This window comes from Rhizobium sp. BT04, from assembly GCF_030053135.1.
Classification (GTDB): domain Bacteria; phylum Pseudomonadota; class Alphaproteobacteria; order Rhizobiales; family Rhizobiaceae; genus Rhizobium; species Rhizobium binxianense.
This window is the reverse complement of sequence record NZ_CP125652.1, coordinates 3,745,614-3,767,941: the sequence shown is the minus strand read 5'-3', so window position 1 is coordinate 3,767,941 and position 22,328 is coordinate 3,745,614. Positions and strand designations below refer to the sequence as shown.

Sequence of the window (22,328 nt, the reverse complement as noted above, 5' to 3'; positions counted from 1 at the left end):
TTCACTTTCGGTGGAATGGAGTCAAGTCAATTCGCGATAACCGGTTGTGAATACGGCTGTTATCGCGGCGCAGCGGCGCCTATCGGGAAATATGGAGCGATTTTTCTTGAGTCAAGCGCGTCAAATGCTACATAATTGAAAGCGCTTTGGATGCCACTCGGAGGCGGCAGGCCTTTTCAAGACGGCCGCAAAGCGGGCCGGGAGGAAGCATAACAGGTGAATCTCAAACAGCTATCGGAATTGCTGGGGCTGTCGCAGACGACGGTGAGCCGAGCGCTCAACGGCTATCCCGAGGTCAACGAGGCGACCCGGGAGCGCGTACTTCAGGCCGTCAAGGAAACCGGGTACCGGCCGAACAAGGCGGCGCAGCGGCTGGCGACCGGCAAGGCAGGCTCGATCGGCCTCGTCATGCCGACGGCGCCCGGCCACCACTCCGACGTGCATTTCGGCGAATTCCTGGCCGGGCTCGGCGAAGAGGCCGTGCGCCACGACTTCCATTTCGTGATCATGCCGGCCGACCCGGATGACGAGGTGGCCGCATTGCGGCGCCTTGCGATCAGCGGCAATGTCGACGCCCTGTTCGTCGCCTATATGCGCGGCCACGACCCGCGGCTTCCCATGCTGAAATCGCTCTCCATGCCCTATGTCGTGCACGGCCGCTCCTTCGGTTCGGAGCCGGACTATCCCTATCTCGACATCGACAATGAAGGGGCCTTCTACGGTGCGACGCGGCTGCTGCTGCAGCTCGGCCATACGCGCTTTGCGCTGATGAACGGGCCGATGCATCTCGATTTCGCCATCCGCCGGAAGAACGGCGTCATATCAGCCCTTGCTGAGCGCGGGCTGGCGCTCGATGAAGATTGCATGAGCCACGCGCTGATGACGGACGAGCAGGGCCTGCTGGCGATGGAACGGTTCCTGCAGCTGCCGGAGCGGCCGACGGCGATCCTCTGTTCCAGCACGGTGCTGGCGCTCGGCGCGATCCGCGCAGTCAATCAGGCGGGATTGCGGCTCGGCGAGGATATTTCGCTGATCGCCCATGACGACGTGCTGCCGCTCTTGAAGCCGGAAAACTTCTCGGTGCCGCTGACGACGACACGCTCGTCCTTGCGGGCCGCCGGCGTCCGCATCGCCCAGCGGCTGATCGGCACGGTGAAGCAGGCCGCCCCCTTCCCCGACCAGGAGCTCTGGAAGACCGAGCTGATCGTCAGGGCCTCGACCGGCCCTGCCCCGCAAATCTAGAGCGGTTCAGCTTTTCATAGAAACGCAAAACCGCTCTAACTTTTTGTTTTATGCAATTCCCGGCAAAGGCGCTTCGCAGTTTTCCTGGAATTGCTCTAATCAAAACTGTGGCGGGGTCTGCCCGGCCGCGCGATGGGCGGCGATGACAGTGTTGGCCATCAGCATGGCGATGGTCATCGGGCCGACGCCCCCGGGCACCGGGGTGATGGTGCTGGCGACCTCGGCGACTTCCTGGAAGGCAACATCGCCGACGAGCCGGGTCTTGCCTTCGCCTTTGTCGGGGGCCGGCACCCGGTTGATGCCGACATCGATAACCGTCGCACCCGGCTTCACCCAATCGGCCCTGACCATCTCCGGCCGGCCGACGGCGGCGACCAGAATATCGGCGTTGCGGCAGACCTCGGCGAGGTTCTTGGTTCTGGAATGCGCGATCGTCACCGTGGCATTGGCGTTGAGCAGCAATTGCGCCATCGGCTTGCCGAATAGGTTGGAGCGGCCGATGACGACGGCGTTGAGGCCGGAGAGGTCCTCGCCATGGGTGCGGCGGACGAAGACCATGGCGCCGGCCGGCGTGCAGGAGACCAGACCGGTCTTCAGGTCGCCGGTGGCGAGCTTGCCGGCATTGATGACGCTGAGCCCGTCGACATCCTTTTCCGGCAGGATCGACTGAATGATCGGCTCGCTGTCGAGCGGCTTCGGCAACGGCAACTGCACCAGGATGCCGTGGATCGACGGATCGGCGTTGAGGGTGGCGACGAGGGCTGCCAGATCCTCCTGCCTGGTCTCGGCCGGCAGCGTGTGCTGGACCGACTTGAAACCGCATTCCTTGGCCATGCGGCCCTTGGAGCCGACATAGGCGTGGCTCGCCGGATCGTCGCCGACGATGACGACCGCAAGGCCTGTCGTAACGCCGCTGCTCCTTTCCAACGCTGCCGTCGCACTCTTGACCGTCTGAATGACCGATGCAGCTACGTTCTTGCCGTCGATTACTGTCGTCACGCGTCTCTCCGCCCTGTTTTGCGTCAATCTATGGATAGTCGACGAGCGTCAAATGCCCGCTAACGCCCTATCCTGTCGGAAAGCAACAAGGCAATATCAAACTTGCAAGGAAATGTTCGTTCAGCGCAGCGGCTGCCGCGCTTCGAGCGCATGAATACGAAGCCGGTCGCGCAGGCCGGAGATCTCGGAGCGCAGCATCTCCATCTCGTCGGCCGGGGGCGGGACAGATTGCGGTGCCGGCGGCGCGGAAGACAGCGGGAGGGATACCGGCATTTCCTCTTCGGGTACGGCCATGGGTTTACGCCGGCGCAGCAGGAAAGCTGCAGCAAGACCTGCGACGAGACCCGCGGCAGCGCCGGCGAGCGAACGTCCGGTCCGGCCATCCCTCGCCGATACCGCCGTTGCCAATGCCGGCTTGATGAGCGTGACGCGGCCATCGGCAACCGTTCCGGCCGACGCGGGAGCCGCATTTTCCAGGCGCGAACGCGCGGCATTGGCCTTCTCGCTGAGCTCGGTCAGCCGGGAAAGATCGACGCCGGTATCCCGGCTTTGAGCGATCAGCGTGTTGCGGCGGTCGTTCAAGCCCTTGCGCGCATCGACGGCAGCCTTGGCGGCGACATTGGCGGCCTGAGCTAGACGGGTCAGTTCCTTGCTCATATTCTCCTTCACGCCATCGGTTTCGGTCTGCTGCTGCAAGAGGCGCGGATGGCGCGGGCCGAGCTCGGCCGAAAGCTGGGCCAGCGCTGTCCTGGCGACGGCATATTTGTCGCGCCAGTCCTGCAGCGCCGGCGAAAGCATATCGGCGGGCAACGAACCGTCGAGCACCCCGGCAAGTTTTGCCGCCTTGAGCCGGTCGGCCTGCGCCTTGGCGTCGAGGATATTCTGGTCTGCCTCTTTCAGATCGGCATCGAGCCGGTCGATCTGGCGGCGAAGATCGACCGCCACCTTGACATTGCCCTCGCCGCTCTTTGCCGTGAAGGCGGCAAGCGCCGCCTTCGCCTCGTCATAGGCCTTGCGCAAGGCGGCGTCGGTTTCGGCGTTGCCGCCGGGTCCATCTACCGAGGAAACTGCTTCAGCAAGCCTCGCGGCGATGCGCATGGATTTGCCGCTGTCGCCTGTCGTCACCCTCACGAGGATCGTGCCGGAGGCGGCATCGGGCAGAATCTCGACCGCGTGTTTCAACGTCGCCTCGGCGCGCGAGGCCGGATCGGCGGCAGTACCGGTCGCCGAGAGGAGATCGAGCGCAACGCCAAGCGCATCGGCACCGCGGCCGGCAAATTCGGGATCGTGATCGAGTTTCAGGGCGGCGACCGTCGAAGCAACCACCCGCGCCGACAGCAGCCCTTTCACTGCTGCCTGGGTGAAGGCGGCGCGACTTGCGGCATCGGTCTTCACCGCAAGCATCGCTTCGGCGCGGTAGAGGGCTGGCGAAGTCGGCATCAATGCCGGCAGGCCCGCGCCGATGATCGTCGCAGCCGCGACCATTGTCAGAAGACCAATGCCGCCGACGCGCCGCAGTGGCGCCGCCGGCAGGGTCTCGGCCGGTTCCTCACGAATCGCGGCCAGCGGTTCATGCAAGATCATCGGCTCGCTGGCCGGAGCGGCCAGCTGTTCATGACGCGCCCGTTCCCGAGGAAGCGGAAGGCCGACATCATTGGCGGCCCGCAGGCGATTGCCGAGGATGGTTTCGATGCGGTCGACCAGCGGCGGCGTGGGCGCCGCTTTTGCGCGCTGCTCTTCCAGCGCACGGCCGATGACGCGCAGCAGTTCGGCCTCCGGCGGGGCGATATCAGGCCGGTTCGGCCGAGGCGATCCATAGCGGTCGTCACGCAGCCCTGCGGCTGCGCGATCGTGGAAACTGCTTCTGGCCCTGATATCGTACATTTGCGCCACATCTCATGCACAGGATGGCCGAATTCGCTCATCCGCACGGGCGCAGATGATTAAACCAGTCTAAATATTCATGGCAAAGAAATGGTTAACCGCAGCGTGTAAGAACTATGCATCTATCGTTAAATCGGCATCAACTTAAGGACAGATCATACGCCATTCCAAGGGCTGCAACGTCCTTTGCGCGTCTGAAAAGACGCGCGGCGCTGTCGGCTCAGCTCGCCTTCTTATGCTCCGACCGCGGCTGCAGCGTGGTGGCGTGCTCTTCCGGATGGCTGAGGATCCTTTCGCGCCGGCGGAAGCGGTAGCGCAGGACATGGAAGAGGAAGACCGGAATGCCGATGATGTAACGGCGCCAGAGGCGCGTCGGCTCCTGCAGCAGGCGATAGGCCCATTCCAGGCGCATCATCCGCACCGTCTTCGGCGCACGCGGCACGGCGCCGGAGACAAAGTCGAAAAGAGCGCCGACCGTCAGCACCAGGCGCGCATGATCGGCACGGATATTGTCGTGAACCCATTTCTCCTGCAGCGGCGTTCCCATGCCGACGATCAGGATATCAACCTTCTGACGCTCAAGGTCCTCGGTGACGGCGGAGGAATCGACCTTGTCGAAATAACCGTCGGAAATGACGGTGAATTCATGCCAGGGCGTATGCCTGCGGAAATTTTCCGCCGCCGCCTCGACGACCGAACGCGTGCCGCCGATGAGGCCGATGCGACGCGGGGCTTCCATGAAGGTGAGGAAGGCTGGCACGAAATCGGTGCCGTTCAGATTGGCGGGAAACGGCGCACCATGGGCGATCTGCGATGCGATGTTGAGGCCGATGCCATCCGGCAGCACCAGATTGTGCGACATGATCCGATAATATTCGTCGTCGCGAAGCGCGGTCAGCATGTTGTGGGCATTGACGAAGCAAACCACGGTCTGGCCGACGGGAATGGAGGCCAGCTCGTTGATGAAAACGAGAGCGTCGTCCCAGCCGAGGTCGCAGACCGGCAGATCGAAGATCGTCCGCCGCGATGCGAGCACCGCGAAGTTTGCAATCAGATTCATTCCAACCTCCTGCCGAGGATGCTTCATCCGCCCGACATCCCGGAAAACAAGCCCAAACTTCCCGCATCGGCGCTCAAAAGGCCGGTCGCGTCCCGCCGGGACGGCGTCGCCCCGACCCCGGAAGCGGCCCATGCCAAGCTGTGGCACCTGATATAACAGGACGGTTTCAAACAACCCTTAGGAAAATTCCTTGAATTTCCATGCTCGTATAAGTGGTTTATTAACCACACGCGCCAACGACAAACGGCGCCCTGCGGCGCCGTTTGTCGTCGATGATTGGACGGTCTTTAGTGGGCGGCCGGTGCCGGCGTTTCGCCGGCCGGTGCGGTCTCGACGATCTTGACGGGCGTGCCCACCTTCTTCGGCTGGCCGGCGGAGCTTTGCTTGACATCGTCCTTGGAGAGATAGTCGAGCTGCTCCAGCATCACGTCGGCGACATATTCGCCGCCGAGGCGCTCGTTCATGCCATTCCTGATCTCTTCGCGGAAGGCCTTCGGATCGAAAGATTTGATATGGGCGATATCGACCATCTTGTTGCCGACGAGCAGGCTGAAAAGCTCGTCCGTCGTCATCTCGGCCAGCGGCAGCGTCACACCCTTCAACATTTCCTTGTTCATCATGAACGACACGCGGCCGAGGAAGTAACCGGTGATCGCGCCGTCACCGATGATCGGTACCGTGATCGTTTCACCCTTCACCAGTTCGAGCGCGCTCTGCTTGGAATCCGTTGCCGCGGGTGCCGGCGCGGTCGCCAGATACACCGAGAAATAGACCGATGCCAAGGTGATGGCGCAAACCCAGACACCGGTGAGGACGAGCTTGATCATCAGTTACCACGCGTGGCGAATTGTTCCTGGGAATAGGTGCCGTCGGCATCGGCGTCCTGAACGGCGTTCTTCAGCAGGTCGGCGACAGCGCGAACCGCTTCGAGATGCGCCTCGACCCGGCGGGCATTGAGAACCAGCTTCTTCTTCAGGCCGTGCAGCTGATCGAGATGGGCAGCCGCGAGCTCGGCCGGATCGGTGTCGCGGAAAAGCATCGACAGCTCGTAGAGGCAGCGACTCTTATGCGCATTGGAGACCTTGAGATCGAATTGCGGATCGCTGCCGATCCGGGTGTTCTCATTGTCGATGATCATTTCGAGGCGTCCGAGAACGGATTTGATCCTGTATTCGTTCGAAACTATTTCCATTGTACCCTCGGTTATGCGTCGCTTAGAGCATGATGCCGAAAAGTGTGCGCGGTTTTCGGACGGCAGCATGCTCTAACTCTTTCATTGAGAACAGGATTCAGATTTCAGGCCGCACGGGCCTGAGATCACCCTGTTCCATCGGACTTGGCGTCGGCGGTCGGCGTGCCGAATGTCTTGCGCTGGAAGTCGTCGATCATGCTGATCGCAGTGTTGCGGTCACGATCATCGGTCGAGGCATTGACGATTTTGCCTTCCTGCCGGTGCAGCTGCTCGCTGTACATCTGCTTGGCGATGCCGATGCCGTCACCCTTGGCCATGGTGTTGCCGAGCTGTTCGGCCATCATGCCTTTCCAGATATCGCCGGTCGCGCCCTTGCCGTAGACGTCTTCGCTTTCGCTCGGCAGCATGGACTTGACGAAATTCTGCAGAACCATGGCCTCGAATTTCCGGTAGCTCTCCGGCACTTCCTCGGCCTTGGTGCGGTTCTGAATGTTATTAAGGCCGCTCTTCTGGCCGACATGATCGAGAACATCGACCGTATTGGAGAAGCCCTTGCCGTTTTCGGCGAGGCTCGTTGCGGCAAAGGCCGCACGATTTGCCTTCAATTTTTCCTGGGCCGCCTGAACCTCCATGGGGTCGGCAGCTTTGACAACGTCCAGGACCAGATCACTGGGGGGCGAAATAGCCACGTTACAATCCTCTAAATTAAGATCGTAACGACTATGGGTTTTGAAGCTTGCTGGAGGCTGGCGTTGCGAATTGCTGATCGATGACATCGTAGACGGCATTGTCATCGGCCTCGCGGCGTTCGGCCTCGAGGGCGTTATTCATGCCCTCTTCGAAACGATCGCCCTTGGCGCGCTCGCGCGCCAGCCGCATCTCGTGGACCTCCTGCATGCCGGTCAGTTGCTTGTCCTTGATGGAAAGCCGGCCGAATCGGTCGGCGTAATTCTGCGAGAAGGCGTGGTGGACCGGGTCCATCGAGCCGAGGGCGAGGATGACGTCGTCCATCGCCGCATTGACCTCGACGCGCTGGCGGCTGGTTTCGGCCAGGTCGTTCTCGGCCATTCTTTCGATATGCCGCTGCACCAAGAGCAGTCGCTTGAGCTTCTGGGAGCGGTTCTTTTCGATCATATCAGCCTCATCGCCCGATATAGATCGAGCCGAAGGACTGGCCGAACTGGCTGACCATCGCCGCGATCGAGAAGTAGATCAGGAAGAGCCCGCCCATCAGCAGATAGGGCGTTGAGATGAAGTAGACGGGGATCTGCGGCGCCAGCTTGTTGATGAAGCCGATCGAGACGTTGAAGATCAGGCCGTAGATCAAAAACGGGCTCGACAGCCGCAGCATGATGTAGGTGGTCTGCTCCAGCGTATCGGTAAAGGAGATCAGCGTCGCGCGCATCTGCATCAGGCCGCCGAAGGGCATGGTGGTGTAGGAATCGATCAGCGCGCGGAAGACGATGTGATGGAAATCCATGATGAAGAGAATCATGATGCCGGCGAAGGTGACAAAGCCCGAAAGGCTGGTCTCCGGCGTGTCTTCGAGAATGTCGGCTGAACCCGGCTGGGTGTAGCCGACCATCGTGGCGAGGATCGAAGCGGCGAACTGCATGCCGAGCGTGTAGATTCGCGCCAGCATGCCGTACATCACGCCGATCAGCGATTCGCTGAAGATCAGGCCGATATAGGTGCCGGAGCCGGTGTGGACGGCGGGATAGACCGTGTCCCAGAGCAGCGGCATGACGGCGATCGAGAGCGCGCCGGCGATGAAGACGCGCAACTGCTCGGGCACACGCGCCGAGGAAAAACCCGGAAGAGCCAGCACACAGCCACCGATCCGGCAGAAAACCAGAAACAGCGCGAGAACGGTCCCTTGCGGGTCTGTTATCATGAAATAGAGCCCAAAATCTTTATCTCGATGCCCTTGGCCAGTTCGACATGCGACAGGACCGGCAGCGTGGCGAACAGCCGTTCGATGATCATGCGCACATAGGAGCGTGTTTCCGGCGACGTGACAAGGGCGAATGGCAGGCCGCGATCCATGAACTCACGGATAACTTGGGTGGCCTGTTCGCTGAACTCCTCAAGGCTGCGCGGATCGATGTCGAATTCGATCACCTCGCCCTTTGCGTCGCGCTTCAGCGCCTGGTGGAAGGCGAGATCCCATTTGCTGCCCAGTCTGAGCACGCGCAGCACGCCGTTGTCGGCGAGGTCGCCACAAAGCTGCTGGGCCATACGGATGCGGACATGCTCGACGATCTGCTCCGTCTTCCTGACATGCGGCGCTAGCTCGGCCACCGCTTCGAGAATGAGGTGCAGGTTGCGGATCGAGACGCGTTCGGCAAGCAGAAGCTTGAGCACCGCCTGCAGACCGGAATAGGACATGTGCGACGAGCAGATCTCGTCGGCGAGCTTCTTGTATTCTGGGTCGAGCCGGTCGATCAGCACCTTGACGTCCTTGTAGGACAGGAGCTGCGGCAGGTTGTTGCGGATGACCTCGCTCATATGGGTCAGCACGACGGACACGTTGTCGATCGGCTGGAAGCCCTCGCGCTTCAGATCGTCGGCGAAGTTTTCGAGGATCGAGACGGCAGGCATGCCGAAAGCAGGTTCGCGGATTTCGTCGCCCGGAATGCTCGGCCGGCGGCCGGCGCCGGTGACGACGAGGACTTCGCCGACGCGCAAGAGGTTGGAGGCGACCGTCGTGCCGTGGATGCGGATCTGGTAGGACTTTTCGGCGATGGCGATATCGTCCGTCACCTTGATCTCGGGCACGACGAAGCCGTATTGCGTGGCAAATTTCTTGCGCATCTTGCCGACGCGGAAGGCAAGCTCCTGGTGGGCGCCGAGCAGACGCGTCGAGACCATCTTGCCGAGCGCGAGCTCGATCTCCGAGGTGCGCAGCACCGACTTGACCGAATCCTTTTCCAGTTCCTTGTTCTGGACGACCTTCTTTTCCTCCTGCTCGCGACGAAGCTTGTTTTCAGCCTCGACCTGACGCGGGATGAACCATGCGCCGAAGGCAAGAAGACTGCCGAGGATCACGAAGGGGACAAACGGCAGGCCCGGCATGAGGGCGAGGACAAACATCAGCACGGCGGAAACGGACAGCGCGCGGGGATAGCCGCTCAGTTGATTGACGACCGCCTGGTCGGTGGAGCCGGTGGTGCCGCCGCGCGAGACGAGCAGGCCGGCGGCAAGCGAGACGATGAGGGCCGGCATCTGCGAGACGAGGCCGTCGCCGACGGACAGCTTGACGAAGACGTCGGCCGCTTCGCCGATCGGCATGCCGTGGCGGAAATAGCCGATGATGATGCCGCCGAAGACGTTGATGGCGGTGATAATGAGGCCGGCGACGGCATCGCCGCGCACGAATTTCGAGGCACCGTCCATCGCACCGAAGAAGGAACTTTCCTCTTCGAGCTCCCTGCGCCGGCGCTGGGCTTCCTTCTCGTCGATGATGCCGGCCGAAAGGTCGGCGTCGATCGACATCTGCTTGCCGGGGATGGCATCGAGAGTGAAACGCGCGCCGACTTCGGCGATACGCGTGGCGCCCTTGGTGATGACGATGAAGTTGATGGTGATGAGGATCAGGAAGACGATCAGACCGATGACGAAGTCGCCGGACATCACCAGGCTTGCGAAACCGGCAATGACGCCGCCGGCCGCGTCGTGACCTTCATTGCCGTGGGACAGGATGACGCGCGTCGTCGCGATGTTCAGCGCCAGCCGGGTCATCGTCGCGATCAGCAGAATGGTCGGGAAAGACGAGAAATCGAGCGGTTTCTGGATCCACAGCGCGACCATCAGGATCAGCACCGAGAAGGCGATCGAGAAGGCCAGTCCCATATCGATCAGGAATGGCGGGATCGGCAGGAAGAGAATGCAGATGATGCCGATGATGCCGAGGGCGAAACCGACATCGCGCAGACTCGGGACGACTTTCGGAAGGGGTATTGCAGGTGGTTGCGCCATAACGATTCCGTCTCTTCATGAGAGGAGCGGACATGAGGTCCGCCAATTCGGATCGAGAATTAAATGGCGAAGCTTGCGCGAAGGTGGCTCCGAGCGGTTCAGCTTTTCGCGGAAGCGTAGAACCGCTCTAATCTTTTGTTTTTACGCAATTCCGGACGGAAAACCGTTTCGCACTTTTCCTGGAATTGCTCTAGAAGCCGGACTGGATACGCGAGAAGACCAGATTGGTGAAAATCGAGATCTGCGAGCCGACGAAAGGCGCGGTAACGCCGACCACGACCAGCACGGCGACGATCTTCGGCACGAAGGTCAGTGTCGCTTCCTGCACCTGGGTCAAAGCCTGGATCAAGGCGATGACGAGACCCACCACCATCGCGGCAAGGACGGCGGGACCGGAGGCAATCAGCACGGTCCAGATCGCCGCCTGGAACAGATCCAATGCATCAGCTTCATTCATCGAAAGGCAACCTCATATCGCCTCGAAGCAGCCCCGCCGTGGCCGGGCCGCTGTTAATTGGTATCACTTGACGCGTCGGCGCCGCGGTATCAGGTATCGTTGCTGGTCGTCGTCGTGGTCGGCGCCTGGTTGGCAACAGTGATTCCCGCCTGCACGAGTATCTTACCGCCATCCTTGGTCGTCGCAATGATGCCGTCGGAATAAACTTTGACGGAATCGACGATGCCTTTGACGGTGCCGTCGGCGCTTTCCATGTATTTGCCGACATAGCTGCCGGCCTGGGTGAGGCTGGAGCTCGCCAGAAGCGTGTCCAGCTTGGTGTTGGTCTGGATCGTCTGCTCGACCTGCGAGAAGGTTGCAAGCTGTGCGACCTGTTCGCTGGCATCCATCGGATCGGTCGGATCCTGGTTCTTCATCTGCGCGATCAGCAGTTGAAGGAAATTGTCGTAGTTGAGCGTCGCCTTCTGGGAAGAACTCGACGTGCTCGTCGAGGTCGACTTGCTCACGCTTGATGTTGCATCTACCGCCATGGTGCAATCTCCCTGCGAATCTGCTCGACCATCGTCGGCGGCATTTCGTGGTTGTTGAGGATATTGTCTTCGATCGCGTAGAGGCCGCGGATCGCCTTCAGCGCGTCGAAAGCGCGGCCGGTCGACACGAGCGCATCGATGCGCTTCAGTTCGGCGAGGATTTCCTCGTTCTTGAAGCATGTGAGCAGCATGGTGATCGACTTGCGGAACATCGCCGTCGAATGGTCCTTGCCCTCGGGATTGATCAGGATCATCTGCGCGATGAAATAGAGCTGGCGCAGCGGCGTCGTGGCGCCTTCCGGCTGGAGGACGTGGTTTTCGAGAAGGAACGTCACATCATTCAGGAATTCCAGCGCGACCTTGCGGTCGACGCGCAGGACGGCGCCGTTGATGAAGATTCTTTCTCCGGCTTTCAGAGAAATGCGAAGTGTACTTTTCATTTAAGTCCATCCCTGATGATGGTGGTAACGTCGATGATGCCCTGGTAGTTATTAGACAGACGTTTTCGTATCCTGTCGCATTCCTTCAATATCCAGATCGCAATCGAGATGAGGTTGGCCCTCAGCTCGATCTCCAGCTGGTTGTCGGGATGTTTCAGATCCTCGATGAAGCTGATCCACACCCGGCGGGTATAAAACAGGGCTTCGATCGCTTCCCGGCCGTATTTTTCCTTTTCGCGCGCCAACGACAGCAGCTCTATGGACCGGTCAAGGACCTGCCATTCCCGCTCTTTCGCGTCGGCCACCGAGTCCTGCATGACTTCGGCATATGAGAACTGATACATTCATGCATCCTTCTTTGCGCGCCTTTGATCATCAAAGGTAGTTTACGAGACTCAACTGCTGGATCTTCGAAACGATCGTGTAAGCTGTTTCTAGCTGCGTTTCCAAAGTCTTGACGAGGGTCGACGCTTCGTAGGGATCGACGCCCTGGAGATCGACGAGCTTGTTCTTGATGATATTAGACTGGGCGTCGAGGGCGTCGTTGGACTTCTTGACGCGCTCCTGGGAAAGGCCGAGCTGGCTTGCCTGCGTCACGAGGCCGCTGGTCGCCTTCGTCGTGTAGCTGATCGCCTGCTTGGACACCGTGCTCATCGCATCGCTGCTGAGGCCCTGGCCGAGCAGCGCCGAGGTCATGACCGAGGCAAGCGCGAAGTAACGCATGCCTTCGGAATTGGCGTTGGTCGAGGATTCGATCACTTCCGAGTTGCTGATGCGGCTCGTCATGTTCTGGCTCGATGCCTGCGACCAGCCGGTCGTCGCATCGGTCCAGGCCGTCTCGCTGAACATCGGCTCGACGGTCGAGGTTATGAAGGTCTCCATTTCAGCGCCGGTCAAATCGCTGACCGGCTTGCCGAGGCCGGTCGCATAGGTGTTCAGCGCCGTGACGATGTCCGCGCTCGCGGCGGCCGTCTTGTCGGTCACCGGCTGTACATCGGTATTGATGCCGGAGAACAGATATTCGCCGTTCACCATGGTATTGGCCGTGTCCATCATGGTGGAGAGCGCGCTGGTCGCCGACTGGATGGCGACGGTAATGCTGCCGGGATCGTGGCTGCCCTGGAGCGCCGTCAGCTTCGAAACGAGGCCGTCGCCGACGTCCTTCATCTTGGAAAGACCGAGCTGCGAGGATTCCATGCGCGCGGTGACCAGCGAATTGCTCGATTTGATCGAATCGATCCTGTCGACCTCGCGGCTGAAATCCACGCTTCTCGCGGCATTGCCGCCGAGCGAGACACCGATATCCGCATAGACTCCCGTCGTTGCTTCCATCGTCGCCTTCGTCATCTGGTTCTGCCCCTGACGAATCGTCAAGCGCATCGCATTCTGAATGGCCGAACTTGAAATAAATGAGCTCTTCATGGCTTAACTCGCAATATCCAGCAGTGACTTCAACATTTCGTCAACGGCGTTCAGGATTTTGGTCGCAGCCTTGTAGGACTGCTCGATGTCGAGGAGCAGCGTCAGTTCCTCGTCGAGGTTGACGCCGGTCTCGTTGGAATAGGCTTCGTCGGAGCGTGACAGCGCCGCCGAGGTGTTCTCCGCCGCCGTCGTGGCGTTGCTGCGGTACTGCTCGAGCCAGCCGAGGGAATTCGTGGCATATTCCATGATGCTGACGTTCGAATCGATGCCCGTCGCGTCGTCGAAACCGACCGTCGTTCCCGCTGCCGGGTCGAAATCCATGTCGGACCCCAAGGCATTATAGAGACGATCGAGGTCCGTCGTATAGCCGCTGAGGTGGGTAGGATTGTTGACCACGCCGTCGGCGTTGACGCCGCCATCGCGCAGGCGCATCGGGTCGCCGCCCTGCGAGGTGATGACGGTGCTGCTGACGGTGATGGTCGACGCCATGCCGGCAACCGCGCTGCTGCCGGCCTCGACCGTGCCGCCGCTCCAGGTGAAGAGACCGGGCACATAGGCCGGGGTGCCCGAAATGCTCTGCTCCTTGAAGAGCGAAACCAGGCCGCGGGCGATTTCATCGAGCTGCTTCTGGAAGTTGGGAGCGATCTCGTCACGGACCTGCAGGAGTGACTGAAGGCTCCCCTGCCCCGTCGCCGTCGATCCGCTGCCACGCGGAAGCGCGACACCGTCGATATAGACCGAATTGCCGGTGATGGTGGCGTTATAGGCATCCTTCGCCTGGAACGTCACCGTACGCGGGATCGTCTCGAAGAGAATCGTCCCGTCAGAGGTGCTCAGCACCATGTCGTTGTTGTCGCGCGTCGTCGCGTTGACGCCGACGATCTGCGAAATCTGCTTGAGGGCCTTCTCGCGCTCGTCAAGAGCGCCGGATGCATCCGCACCCGAGGCCGTGGCGGTCTTCACCGCATTGTTGGCCTTCTCGAACTGGCTCAGCAGCGTATTCAGCGTATCGACATCGGTGGCGACCTGCTTGTCGGCGTTGGCGCGAACGTCCTGAACGGATTGCGAGGAATTGTTCAGCGAGTTGGCGACGTCCTGGGCGGCGGTGATGGCGCCCTGGGCGGCGACGGTGCTGCCCGGCGTCGTGCGGAAGGCCTGAAGCTTCTGCTGGAAAACACCGAGATAGGTGGATGGCGACGTTTCGTAGTCGTTGCCACCGACGATCGACTTGAGGTCCTCGAGACCGCTGAGCAGGGTCTGCTGGGCGCTGTCCTGAGAGGACGACTTCAGATATTGGCGCAGCAGGGCATCTTCCTGCGCCCGGTCGATCTTGACGACCTGTGCGCCGTTCAGTGACGTGGTGAGCATTGCCTGCCGGCGCACGTAATCTTTGTTGCCGGCATTCGAAATATTGTTCGATACGACACTGCTCTGGGTGCCGGTATTGTTGAATATTCCCTGCGCGGAATTCAGTGCTGACGTGAGCGACATGGCTTACCCGTTACCCTGCTTATCTCTTGAGGTTGACGAGAACGTCCATGATGTCGGACCCCGTCTGGAATACCTTGGAATTGGCGGTATAGCTGCGCTGCGCCTCGATCATTTCGGTCAGTTCACCGGCAAGGTCGACGTTCGAACCTTCGAGAGCGCCTGCCTTGATCGTGCCGAGGCCGTTGGTCTGCGGGAAGCCGGTGACGGTGACGCCCGACTGGCCGTTGGCGCTGTAGACGTTGCCGCTCATCAGCGTCAGCTTGTCCGGGCTCGCGACGTTGGCGAGCGGAATGCGATAGAGCGGCTTGGTGCTGCCGTCTTCAAACTTGGCGTAGACGATGCCGTCGCCGTCGATCGTGACGTCCTTGACCGGGCTTGCGGCCTGGCCATTGGGCGTGCCGGTGCCGGCAAAGGCGGCGCCGAGCTGCGTGAAACCGGAGAGGTCCATGGCGATCGTCTGGCCTGTCACCGGATCGACGATGTTAACGGAGCCTGTCGAGTTGGTTATTTTGCCGTTGGCATCGAAATCGAGCTGGGTCTGGCCAACGGTGCCGCCGGTGTAAGGGAAGGAAGTCGTGCCACCTACCGCCGCATCGGCGTTGCGGAAGATCGCAACTTCCCAGCTGCTGGCGGTCGCAGGAGTTGCCGGCGGCGGTGTCGTGACCGCGGTCTTCGTGAAGTAGAAGTCGTACATCACCTTGTTGCCGAGAGTATCAAAGGCGACCATCGAGAACTTCTTGGTGTCGGTTGTCGGGGTGCCGGTAGCGCCGTTGTCGCTCGGGAGCGTCGCAGGAGCGACCGGAGCGATCTTGGCGCCGGAATCGAGGTTGCCCTTGAAGACACCCGATGTCGAAGCGATGGCGGTCAGCCCTTCCTGGTTGACATTGACGGGAACGAGACCGTCGAAACCATTGACGACGACGGCGGGAGAGCCGGCGTCGAAGGAGTAACCCATCAGCTGGAAGCCGGCGGCATTGACGAGATTGCCTTCATCGTCCTTTTGGAAGTCGCCGGCGCGGGTCAGAACCGGCGTGCCGTCCGCACCCTGGACGATGAAGAAGCCGTCGCCCGAAATCGCAAGGTCGGTGGTCGAGGTGGTGAAGGAAATATCGCCCTGGTCGGAGACGGCCTGGCGGACGGAGGTCTGAACGCCGCCGGAATTGTAATTGCCGCCTGAGGAGGGCAGAACCAGCGACGAGAAGCTCGTCGACACAGCCTTGTAACCGGTCGTGTTAACGTTGGCGATGTTATCGGAGACGGTGCTGAGGCGGTTCGCCTGCGCATTCATTCCCGATACTGCCGTCTTCATGCTGCCGAAAATGCTCATCTGAAAACCTCTTTTTACCTGTTAAGCTCGAGAGTATTTGTCGGGCCTTGCGTGAAGCTGTCTGCCATGCAGGCTGCGAGGCCAATATCGAGGTTCAGCCGGGCGCCGCCGCCCGGCCAAAAAAATCAGGCCCAATCAATGCAGTAACCAAGGAAGCGCTTGGAATCGACCGGATCGACACCGAGCTTCTTGCGCAGCTTCTTGCGCAGCTTCGAGATGTGGCTTTCAACGACGTTCTCCTCGACCTCTTCATCGAAGATGCCGTAGATGGCGTTGAAGATCTGGGTCTTGGTGACCCGGCGACCGCGATTGGCGATCAAATATTCGAGGATGCGGCGCTCGCGCCTGGGAAGCGCGAAGACTTCACCGTTGATCTCGGGGTCACGGCCATCCGAGAAGACGCGGATCCCGCCGATCTCGGTGTAATTGGCGATCGCCTTCAGCCGGCGCCGGATCGCAGCCGCCCTTGCGAGGATTTCGCGGGGATGCACCGGTTTGCGCACCACATCGTCGACGCCGCAATCGAACAGCGCAAGGGTGTTTTCGAGCGAGTGCTGGTCGCTGACCGCAATCACCGGCGCCATCGAGCGATCCCGGATCGCCCGGGGCAGTTCGTAGTTGCGCTGGCCCTGACCGATCAGGAACGCCTCGACTGCCGCAATATCGGAATCGGCGGCGGTTTGCACCCACTCGCCGAATTCGGTTGGATCAAAGCCGGTGGAGGGAATGCCCTCACGGCCGAACAGAGATGTATATCCATCTTTCACGAGCTCACGCTCATCAACCACGACGATCATTCGTCCGCCTCCGAATCAGTGTGGCACTTCAATGATCTATGGGTACGAATCGTGCGAATCGGCGACAACTCGTTAAAGTTAATGGCAGAAACTAATAATTGATTAAGATCCGGGTGGCGATTTGATCTATATCTAGTAGGCGCGGCTGTTTATGCACACAAAAAATTCGTGGAAAAGTTAACAGTCCCTTAATTATGACTTGCGCGGGGGATTCATGCCGGATTCCTGCCATATTGTGACACAGTTTCGTCACAATATGCATATTCTATCTTTGGTTGAATCAATTTTGGCAAAAGTTACTCGCATTGGGAGTCCACTTGCCGTAGCCCGTGGCGACCAGATTGGCGATAACGCGGCAGACATATTGCTTCTGCGCGGGGTCGTTGTTAGGCCCTGCATGGTATCTGGCTACCGCCATCGTCCATGTCTCGTGACGGTCGTGCAGGTTGCGGAGGAATTTTGCCGCATACTCCACATTGCGATGCGGGTCGAACATGTCCTCGGCCGAGGCGAAATTTTCGCCATGATAATAGTGGTTGATCTGCATGCAGCCGATGTCGATGAGCTTGGCGCCGCTGCTGCGGGCGACATCGAACTGCCTCATCGCGTCCTGCTCGGAGGGCGGGAAGATCGCCTTGCCTTCGACGTTCATGGCATAGGGATAGAGCGAACCCTTGCGGCCGGTCTCCGTCAGACCGACCGAATAGAGGATGCCGACCGGGATGCCGTATTTGGCAGCTGCCGACTGGATTTCGCGTTCGCAGGCCCCGGTAGAGGCCATAGCCTCAGAGGTAAACGCCGCCAGTGCCGCCGCTGCGGCCAGCAGAAACGTCTTCAATACCGGTCTCGCCTGCGCCATTGAAGCCTCCACCCGTCCGCTGTGCCGTCTGATTGTGGCGCTCACGCGCCTCGCCGCCCTGGCCCTGCTGGGGGAGCGACTGCTGCTGGGAGGCCTGGCCCTGGCTGCCTGCCTGGTTGCCGGAGTCGGTACGCGCGACCGGCGCCATGCTGATGGTGACGTTGTCGACGGCGTAGCCCTGGCTGCGCAGAGCTTCAAGGATCTTGCCGTGATCTTCCTTCATCTGACGATAGGCCGTCCCGGTTTCGACCTTGAGGTCGACGTTCAGGGCGTCGCCGGACAGGCGCATGGTCGCCGTCACCAGGCCGAGATCGAGCGGGTTCATCTGGATCTTCAGCGTATTGACCACCTTGCCGGTGCTCGTCCATTCCGCCGCGTTTGATAGTGCCGAGCTCGGCTGCATGGCGGCTGCCCATTCGGAATCGCCCGAGAGAGCGGCGGTGACGGCAGCGGAGTTCGCATTCTGCATCAGGCCGATATAGCGGCGCGATTCGAGGACCGAGACGTTTTCGACATCGGTCTTCTTCGCGCCATCCTTTGGCCCTGCTTGGTCGGTGCCGAGGTGCACATCCATCGACACGCCGCGGCCATCGGCGCGGCTGATCCTGAACGTCCTGCCGTCGGCGGCATTCTCCGATCCAGGAACATCCGTCTTACCGCTTTCGACGTTGCCGCTGACGGCTGCCAGGGCGTCGGACGCGTGACCGCCTGTCTTGGCTTCGATACCGTCGATCTGCGTGTCGGCGGGCTTGACGTCATCGGCTTTGGTGGATGCATGATGCGCGCCGACCGCCGGCAGAGCCACCGCACCGTCGGCAGATTCCTGCTTCAGCAGGCCGAGGACATCGGAAATGCTGCCGTCATCTTCCTCGCCGTCCTTGTCCGTATCGGTTTTCAGCGCGTCAGCCTTGGCGTGCTTGCCGCCTTTGGCCGCCTGAACGATTTCGTCGGCCGAGCGGTCCTTGGCGTCGAGCTTGCCGAAGGCGAGATCCGTCGGCATTTTAACCTCGGCCTTTGCAGGCTTTGCCGCGGGTTTTTCGACATTGGCGATCTCAGGCTGCACGTCCGCCTGCGCCTTCAGCGCGGCGTCGCCGAGATCGATCAACGGCTTTGCGCCGCTGCGGCCGCGGATCGTCCGGGCCACTTTCTCGGCGCGGCCATCGGCTACGAGGCCCTGATCCGGTTGCGCATCGTCGGACTCGTCACCGACGGCATTGCCGCTTGCTTTGGCAAGCAGGTCGGAGAAGCCGTTTTTTTGGCCGGCGGCATGGTCTTTCCCGGCGGGCCGCGCGGATTTCGCAACGGCGGCGGACTCCGCACCCGCGGCTCCGCCCGAGACGCTCATATCCATCATTGTTCGTTGCCTTCCTGCGCCAGAAGACCGTCGATCTCGTCGAGCTTGGACCGATTGGTCGTCACAAATGCGTTGAATGAGGGGTCGGTACCCTGGCTCTGGCCAGTCGATGCCACACCTCCCGGAACAGGCTCCGGAAGCACGCCTGGCGCTCCCGGTTGCGGAGCTATAGCCGCAGCCTTTTCAGAAGTGATTTCTTGATGGTCAGTGTTAGGGTTCGAGGCTTGCGTCAGGCTTGCCGGATCGGGAGCGCGCAGGATCTGGTCGGCAACCGATCGCGCCGCTTCCTGCAGTGCCTGATCGCGCGGCGATAGCGCGTCGCCGGCGATCCCGCTGACATTCTTCGCCGCCCGGTCGATATCCTCGGTGGGGAGGCCGGCCATGCCGCCATAGAAATCCGCCAGCGGACCGAAGGCATTGTCGGTGCCGGCTCCAAGCGACTGCACACGCTCGACCGCCATGTGCGCCAACTCCGGCTTGCCTGATATCGCAGCGGCCCGGGCGATGCGCAGATAGACCTCGCGCTGGCGCGGTGCGTCCATGAAGGAGAGGATGTCGATGACATCCTGCGGTTTCACGTCGTGATCGTGGCCAACGACGAGCGTGACGAAAAGGTCGGCAAACTGGCTGGCATAGGGCGAATGCAGAAAGCGCCTGATATAACGCTGCGAATAGGCCATCCCCCTGTCGAGCATGCCCTTGTCGACGCAGATGGCGACGGAGCGGCGCAACGCCGCTTCCTCGACGATCGTACCGGGTGCGGCGAGGCGCGCCTGGTCGTAGAGATCCAGCGCCTCTGTCGGCTTCGTCGCGATCAGCACGTTGCCGCCGATCAACGCAAGGTAAGGGCCGATCTTCTTGTCGCGGTATTCCCTGGCCGTCTCCTCCAGCGTCTTGGCGACGAGCAGCCCCTTGCCGCTCAGATATTTTCTGAGCACATCGGTGACGCGGTTATCGAAATAGCCGTTGACGTCGTGGGCGATCAGATATTCGAGCGTCTGTGGATTGCCGCCGCTCATCGTGTAGATCAGCGCTGCGTCGACATTGCGGTCGTCATCGAAGACCGACGTGTCGACGGTGCGCAGCCGCTCGTCGATCGTGCCCAGCATGAAGCGCTGCATCTCACCGGCCGAATGATCGCCGGCGACAACGGAATCCTGCACGAATTGCAGCGATCGCAGCATCTTGTACGGCGCAAGATCGTCCGGATCCTGCGCCTTGCCTGCGGCCGGCGAAAGCATCGCCAGGCCGAGAGCCACAAATCCGATATAGCGATGCTGCCGACGCGCCATCCGACTATCCCTCATCCGCCTGCACCAGAATCTCGATCCGGCGGTTGGTCGCGTTGAACGGGTCGTCCGGCAATTTCAGCCGACGGTCGGCAAAGCCGGAGACCTGGGAGATGCGCTTCTCGTCGAGCCCGCCGCGCACCAGCATGTAGTAGGCGCTCTGGGCTCGGTCCATCGAAAGCCGCCAATTCTCGTTCTGCGCGCCCTTATATTGGCGCCCGTCGGTGTGGCCGCGGATGGCGACCGCGCCACCCCTCTCCTTCAGGATCGCACCGATCTTTTGCATCGCGAGCACCATCTCCTGGCGCGGAACCGCGGAACCGACATTGAACATCGAATCGTCGCTCTGATCGGAGATGCTGACCAGCAATCCGCCTTCGGATGCCGTCACGGTCAGACCTTCGGCAAGCTTGCCGGCAACGCCGCCGATCTGCTGGGCGATCTCAGCCTGCAGCTGCTCGGCGTCCTTCTGCTGCCGCTCGGTCTCATCAGCGCTCCTGTCCGCATCCTTCTGATGCTCGGCGTCCTTTTGCGCCTCGGCCTTCTCGTCCTCAGCCTTCTTGCCGTCGGCCTTCTTATCCTCCGGCGCCTTGCCGTCCTTGGCCCCGACCGCGCCCTTGGTTTCCTTAGTTTCCTTGGTTTCCGAGGTGGCCTTCTGGTCGGTGGTCAGCGGTATCGGCTTCATATCCTCGACCTTGGCGATCTCGGTTGTGCCGTTCTCAGCCGCCTGCTGGTCGCTCTTGCCCGGAGGCGCGGACTTGCCGGCTGTCGTGACCTCGACCTGCTTCGTCCAGAAATCCGGATCGAAGGGATCACGATAGGCCTCGCCGCCATCGGCGCCGGTGGCCGGGCCGGAATCGGCGGCGCCGCCATCGCCCTTGGCGCTGACATTGGCCTGCTGGCCGACTTCCTGGGCGATCTCGGCGAGAACCGAGTAAGGATTTTCAAAGAAATCGGCCTCGGAATAATTGGTCTGGTCGCCTGATGTCGATGTCTGGTCGTCACCATCCGCCGAGGCCTTGCCGTCGTTCGGATTTTCTTCCTTCTGCTTCGACTTCTCCTGCTTCTCCTCGCCCTCGGCGTTGTCGACGGGCTTCTTCAGCCCCTTTTCGGTCGGCTTTTCGTCGGAGAGCTTGATCGGATTGAAATAGGTCGCGACCGAGGCCTTGGTCTCCTCGTTGGCGGCATTGACCAGCCACATGACCAGGAAGAACGCCATCATCGCCGTCATGAAGTCGGCATAGGCAATTTTCCACGCGCCGCCATGGGCGCCGTCGTGATCGCCGCCGCCATGCCTCTTGACGATGATGATCTCGTTCTTGCCGTGGTGATGGTTTTCGCCTTCGCTCATTCGAGAACTTTCTTCAAGCTGGTCGCCCAGGCGGACATACGGGTGACAATAACGGATTCACCGAATTCGACGGCGAGATCGATATCGTCGGTCTCAAAGTGGCGAACCGCCTCGGCATGCTCGCCGAGTCCGGCCTTCAATACCTCGAAGAGTCGGGCCGGTCCCTTGACAACGATCGGTCCGGCCGCACCTTCAAGGATCGCGTCGCGCAGCAGGACGGCGAGGTTTTCGGCAGCCCTGGCGGCGAGCGCTTCCGTCATGACCGGGGCGATTGCCACGGCGGCGGCGGCGCTGACCATCTGCGCGACCTCTTCGGCGATATCGCGGATGCGGGAGGCAATGATCGCCGCCGCCTCGACTTCGTAACGAAGCTTCAGTTCCTCGAGCTGGCGCGCATGGGTCTCAGCCAGCGTCCGCGCCTCCCGTTCGTATGTCTCGATCAAATCAGCCGTCGCTGCGGCATGACCTTGCGCATAGGCATCGCGGCGCTCCGCCTCGACGTCGATCGCCGGTTCGCTCGGTATTTCGGCGAAACCATCGCTGGCGAAATCATCCATGTCGATGATCGGCGCTGACGGTTCCGGTTCACCGAAATCCTTCAAATACCGGGAAAGCGTAATGCTCATAAAAACCCATCCCATTCGGGAGGCGGCAGC

23 protein-coding genes are annotated in these 22,328 nt (G+C 61.0%); 1 reads left to right on the top strand and 22 read right to left on the bottom strand.

Translation table 11 applies throughout. The annotated features are described in order from the left end of the window. Positions 1-216: 216 nt before the first annotated feature. Positions 217-1,242 (top strand): LacI family DNA-binding transcriptional regulator, encoded by a 1,026-nt coding sequence (locus QMO82_RS26655; protein WP_183605720.1) that lies wholly within the window; start codon positions 217-219, stop codon positions 1,240-1,242. Positions 1,243-1,341: 99 nt separating this feature from the next. On the opposite strand, the gene folD is transcribed toward QMO82_RS26655, so the two are convergent. The 22 genes from folD to QMO82_RS26545 all read right to left on the bottom strand — a co-directional run bounded on the left by folD (position 1,342) and on the right by QMO82_RS26545 (position 22,298). Continuing rightward, the gene (folD, locus tag QMO82_RS26650; protein ID WP_183605719.1) at positions 1,342-2,241 is read right to left on the bottom strand and encodes a bifunctional methylenetetrahydrofolate dehydrogenase/methenyltetrahydrofolate cyclohydrolase FolD; all 900 of its coding nucleotides are present in this window, start codon (positions 2,239-2,241) and stop codon (positions 1,342-1,344) included. Between the two features lie 120 nt (positions 2,242-2,361). After that, entirely contained in the window at positions 2,362-4,125 is a 1,764-nt protein-coding gene (locus QMO82_RS26645) for a succinoglycan biosynthesis protein exop (RefSeq protein WP_183605718.1), read from the bottom strand. A gap of 220 nt (positions 4,126-4,345) precedes the next feature. Next, positions 4,346-5,185, bottom strand: coding sequence for a WecB/TagA/CpsF family glycosyltransferase (locus tag QMO82_RS26640; protein ID WP_183605717.1), 840 nt, complete (start codon positions 5,183-5,185; stop codon positions 4,346-4,348). A gap of 287 nt (positions 5,186-5,472) precedes the next feature. Next, on the bottom strand, positions 5,473-6,012 hold the full coding sequence (locus tag QMO82_RS26635; protein ID WP_183605716.1) for a hypothetical protein: 540 nt from the start codon (positions 6,010-6,012) through the stop codon (positions 5,473-5,475). Beyond that, a complete protein-coding gene (locus QMO82_RS26630; RefSeq protein ID WP_049733063.1) occupies positions 6,012-6,377 on the bottom strand; it encodes a hypothetical protein in 366 nt (121 codons plus the stop codon). Before QMO82_RS26630 ends, QMO82_RS26635 begins: the two co-directional genes overlap by 1 nt. A gap of 125 nt (positions 6,378-6,502) precedes the next feature. Beyond that, complete coding sequence (locus tag QMO82_RS26625; RefSeq protein ID WP_183605715.1) at positions 6,503-7,066, bottom strand: rod-binding protein; 564 nt, start codon at positions 7,064-7,066, stop codon at positions 6,503-6,505. 31 nt (positions 7,067-7,097) lie between these two features. Then, on the bottom strand, positions 7,098-7,511 hold the full coding sequence (locus tag QMO82_RS26620; protein ID WP_183605714.1) for a hypothetical protein: 414 nt from the start codon (positions 7,509-7,511) through the stop codon (positions 7,098-7,100). Between the two features lie 7 nt (positions 7,512-7,518). Continuing rightward, positions 7,519-8,271 carry a flagellar biosynthetic protein FliR gene (locus QMO82_RS26615; RefSeq protein WP_183605713.1) on the bottom strand — a complete coding sequence of 251 codons (753 nt, stop codon included), beginning with the start codon at positions 8,269-8,271 and terminating at the stop codon, positions 7,519-7,521. After that, positions 8,268-10,355 carry a flagellar biosynthesis protein FlhA gene (flhA, locus tag QMO82_RS26610; RefSeq protein WP_183605712.1) on the bottom strand — a complete coding sequence of 696 codons (2,088 nt, stop codon included), beginning with the start codon at positions 10,353-10,355 and terminating at the stop codon, positions 8,268-8,270. The genes QMO82_RS26615 and flhA overlap by 4 nt, the downstream gene beginning before the upstream one ends. Before the next feature lie 190 nt (positions 10,356-10,545). Beyond that, positions 10,546-10,812 carry a flagellar biosynthesis protein FliQ gene (gene fliQ / locus QMO82_RS26605; RefSeq protein WP_003570287.1) on the bottom strand — a complete coding sequence of 89 codons (267 nt, stop codon included), beginning with the start codon at positions 10,810-10,812 and terminating at the stop codon, positions 10,546-10,548. 89 nt (positions 10,813-10,901) lie between these two features. After that, positions 10,902-11,342: a flagellar hook assembly protein FlgD gene (gene flgD, locus QMO82_RS26600; RefSeq protein ID WP_183605711.1), complete on the bottom strand. Its 441-nt coding sequence runs from the start codon at positions 11,340-11,342 to the stop codon at positions 10,902-10,904. Next, positions 11,333-11,782, bottom strand: a complete 450-nt coding sequence (gene flbT, locus QMO82_RS26595) for a flagellar biosynthesis repressor FlbT (protein WP_003570292.1) — start codon at positions 11,780-11,782, stop codon at positions 11,333-11,335. The genes flgD and flbT overlap by 10 nt, the downstream gene beginning before the upstream one ends. Continuing rightward, positions 11,779-12,126, bottom strand: a complete 348-nt coding sequence (gene flaF / locus QMO82_RS26590; RefSeq protein ID WP_183605710.1) for a flagellar biosynthesis regulator FlaF — start codon at positions 12,124-12,126, stop codon at positions 11,779-11,781. Before flaF ends, flbT begins: the two co-directional genes overlap by 4 nt. Positions 12,127-12,157: 31 nt before the next feature. Then, the gene (locus tag QMO82_RS26585; RefSeq protein WP_183605709.1) at positions 12,158-13,204 is read right to left on the bottom strand and encodes a flagellar hook-associated family protein; all 1,047 of its coding nucleotides are present in this window, start codon (positions 13,202-13,204) and stop codon (positions 12,158-12,160) included. Positions 13,205-13,207: 3 nt separating this feature from the next. After that, positions 13,208-14,695, bottom strand: a complete 1,488-nt coding sequence (gene flgK / locus QMO82_RS26580; RefSeq protein WP_183605708.1) for a flagellar hook-associated protein FlgK — start codon at positions 14,693-14,695, stop codon at positions 13,208-13,210. Between the two features lie 19 nt (positions 14,696-14,714). Beyond that, complete coding sequence (locus tag QMO82_RS26575; protein WP_126908745.1) at positions 14,715-16,022, bottom strand: flagellar hook protein FlgE; 1,308 nt, start codon at positions 16,020-16,022, stop codon at positions 14,715-14,717. A 125-nt stretch (positions 16,023-16,147) separates the two neighbouring features. Next, positions 16,148-16,819 carry a transcriptional activator Rem gene (locus QMO82_RS26570; protein WP_003584277.1) on the bottom strand — a complete coding sequence of 224 codons (672 nt, stop codon included), beginning with the start codon at positions 16,817-16,819 and terminating at the stop codon, positions 16,148-16,150. Between the two features lie 280 nt (positions 16,820-17,099). Beyond that, a complete protein-coding gene (locus tag QMO82_RS26565) occupies positions 17,100-17,657 on the bottom strand; it encodes a lytic transglycosylase domain-containing protein (protein ID WP_183605707.1) in 558 nt (185 codons plus the stop codon). Next, complete coding sequence (locus QMO82_RS26560) at positions 17,605-19,032, bottom strand: flagellar hook-length control protein FliK (protein ID WP_183605706.1); 1,428 nt, start codon at positions 19,030-19,032, stop codon at positions 17,605-17,607. Before QMO82_RS26560 ends, QMO82_RS26565 begins: the two co-directional genes overlap by 53 nt. Then, positions 19,029-20,324, bottom strand: coding sequence for a chemotaxis protein MotC (gene motC, locus QMO82_RS26555; RefSeq protein ID WP_183605705.1), 1,296 nt, complete (start codon positions 20,322-20,324; stop codon positions 19,029-19,031). Before motC ends, QMO82_RS26560 begins: the two co-directional genes overlap by 4 nt. 4 nt (positions 20,325-20,328) lie before the next feature. Then, positions 20,329-21,672 (bottom strand): MotB family protein, encoded by a 1,344-nt coding sequence (locus tag QMO82_RS26550; protein ID WP_183605704.1) that lies wholly within the window; start codon positions 21,670-21,672, stop codon positions 20,329-20,331. Beyond that, positions 21,669-22,298: a hypothetical protein gene (locus QMO82_RS26545; RefSeq protein ID WP_183605703.1), complete on the bottom strand. Its 630-nt coding sequence runs from the start codon at positions 22,296-22,298 to the stop codon at positions 21,669-21,671. Before QMO82_RS26545 ends, QMO82_RS26550 begins: the two co-directional genes overlap by 4 nt. Positions 22,299-22,328 lie beyond the last annotated feature (30 nt).

Coding starts and splice junctions, on each gene's coding strand:
- QMO82_RS26545 (WP_183605703.1), bottom strand. CDS start 22,298: ATGAGCATTACGCTTTCCCGGTATTTGAAGGATTTCGGTGAACCGGAA.
- QMO82_RS26620 (WP_183605714.1), bottom strand. CDS start 7,511: ATGATCGAAAAGAACCGCTCCCAGAAGCTCAAGCGACTGCTCTTGGTG.
- QMO82_RS26560 (WP_183605706.1), bottom strand. CDS start 19,032: ATGATGGATATGAGCGTCTCGGGCGGAGCCGCGGGTGCGGAGTCCGCC.
- flgD (WP_183605711.1), bottom strand. CDS start 11,342: ATGGCGGTAGATGCAACATCAAGCGTGAGCAAGTCGACCTCGACGAGC.
- QMO82_RS26570 (WP_003584277.1), bottom strand. CDS start 16,819: ATGATCGTCGTGGTTGATGAGCGTGAGCTCGTGAAAGATGGATATACA.
- motC (WP_183605705.1), bottom strand. CDS start 20,324: ATGGCGCGTCGGCAGCATCGCTATATCGGATTTGTGGCTCTCGGCCTG.
- flhA (WP_183605712.1), bottom strand. CDS start 10,355: ATGGCGCAACCACCTGCAATACCCCTTCCGAAAGTCGTCCCGAGTCTG.
- QMO82_RS26615 (WP_183605713.1), bottom strand. CDS start 8,271: ATGATAACAGACCCGCAAGGGACCGTTCTCGCGCTGTTTCTGGTTTTC.
- fliQ (WP_003570287.1), bottom strand. CDS start 10,812: ATGAATGAAGCTGATGCATTGGATCTGTTCCAGGCGGCGATCTGGACC.
- QMO82_RS26585 (WP_183605709.1), bottom strand. CDS start 13,204: ATGAAGAGCTCATTTATTTCAAGTTCGGCCATTCAGAATGCGATGCGC.
- QMO82_RS26630 (WP_049733063.1), bottom strand. CDS start 6,377: ATGGAAATAGTTTCGAACGAATACAGGATCAAATCCGTTCTCGGACGC.
- QMO82_RS26575 (WP_126908745.1), bottom strand. CDS start 16,022: ATGAGCATTTTCGGCAGCATGAAGACGGCAGTATCGGGAATGAATGCG.
- flbT (WP_003570292.1), bottom strand. CDS start 11,782: ATGAAAAGTACACTTCGCATTTCTCTGAAAGCCGGAGAAAGAATCTTC.
- QMO82_RS26645 (WP_183605718.1), bottom strand. CDS start 4,125: ATGTACGATATCAGGGCCAGAAGCAGTTTCCACGATCGCGCAGCCGCA.
- flaF (WP_183605710.1), bottom strand. CDS start 12,126: ATGTATCAGTTCTCATATGCCGAAGTCATGCAGGACTCGGTGGCCGAC.
- flgK (WP_183605708.1), bottom strand. CDS start 14,695: ATGTCGCTCACGTCAGCACTGAATTCCGCGCAGGGAATATTCAACAAT.
- QMO82_RS26635 (WP_183605716.1), bottom strand. CDS start 6,012: ATGATCAAGCTCGTCCTCACCGGTGTCTGGGTTTGCGCCATCACCTTG.
- QMO82_RS26550 (WP_183605704.1), bottom strand. CDS start 21,672: ATGAGCGAAGGCGAAAACCATCACCACGGCAAGAACGAGATCATCATC.
- QMO82_RS26640 (WP_183605717.1), bottom strand. CDS start 5,185: ATGAATCTGATTGCAAACTTCGCGGTGCTCGCATCGCGGCGGACGATC.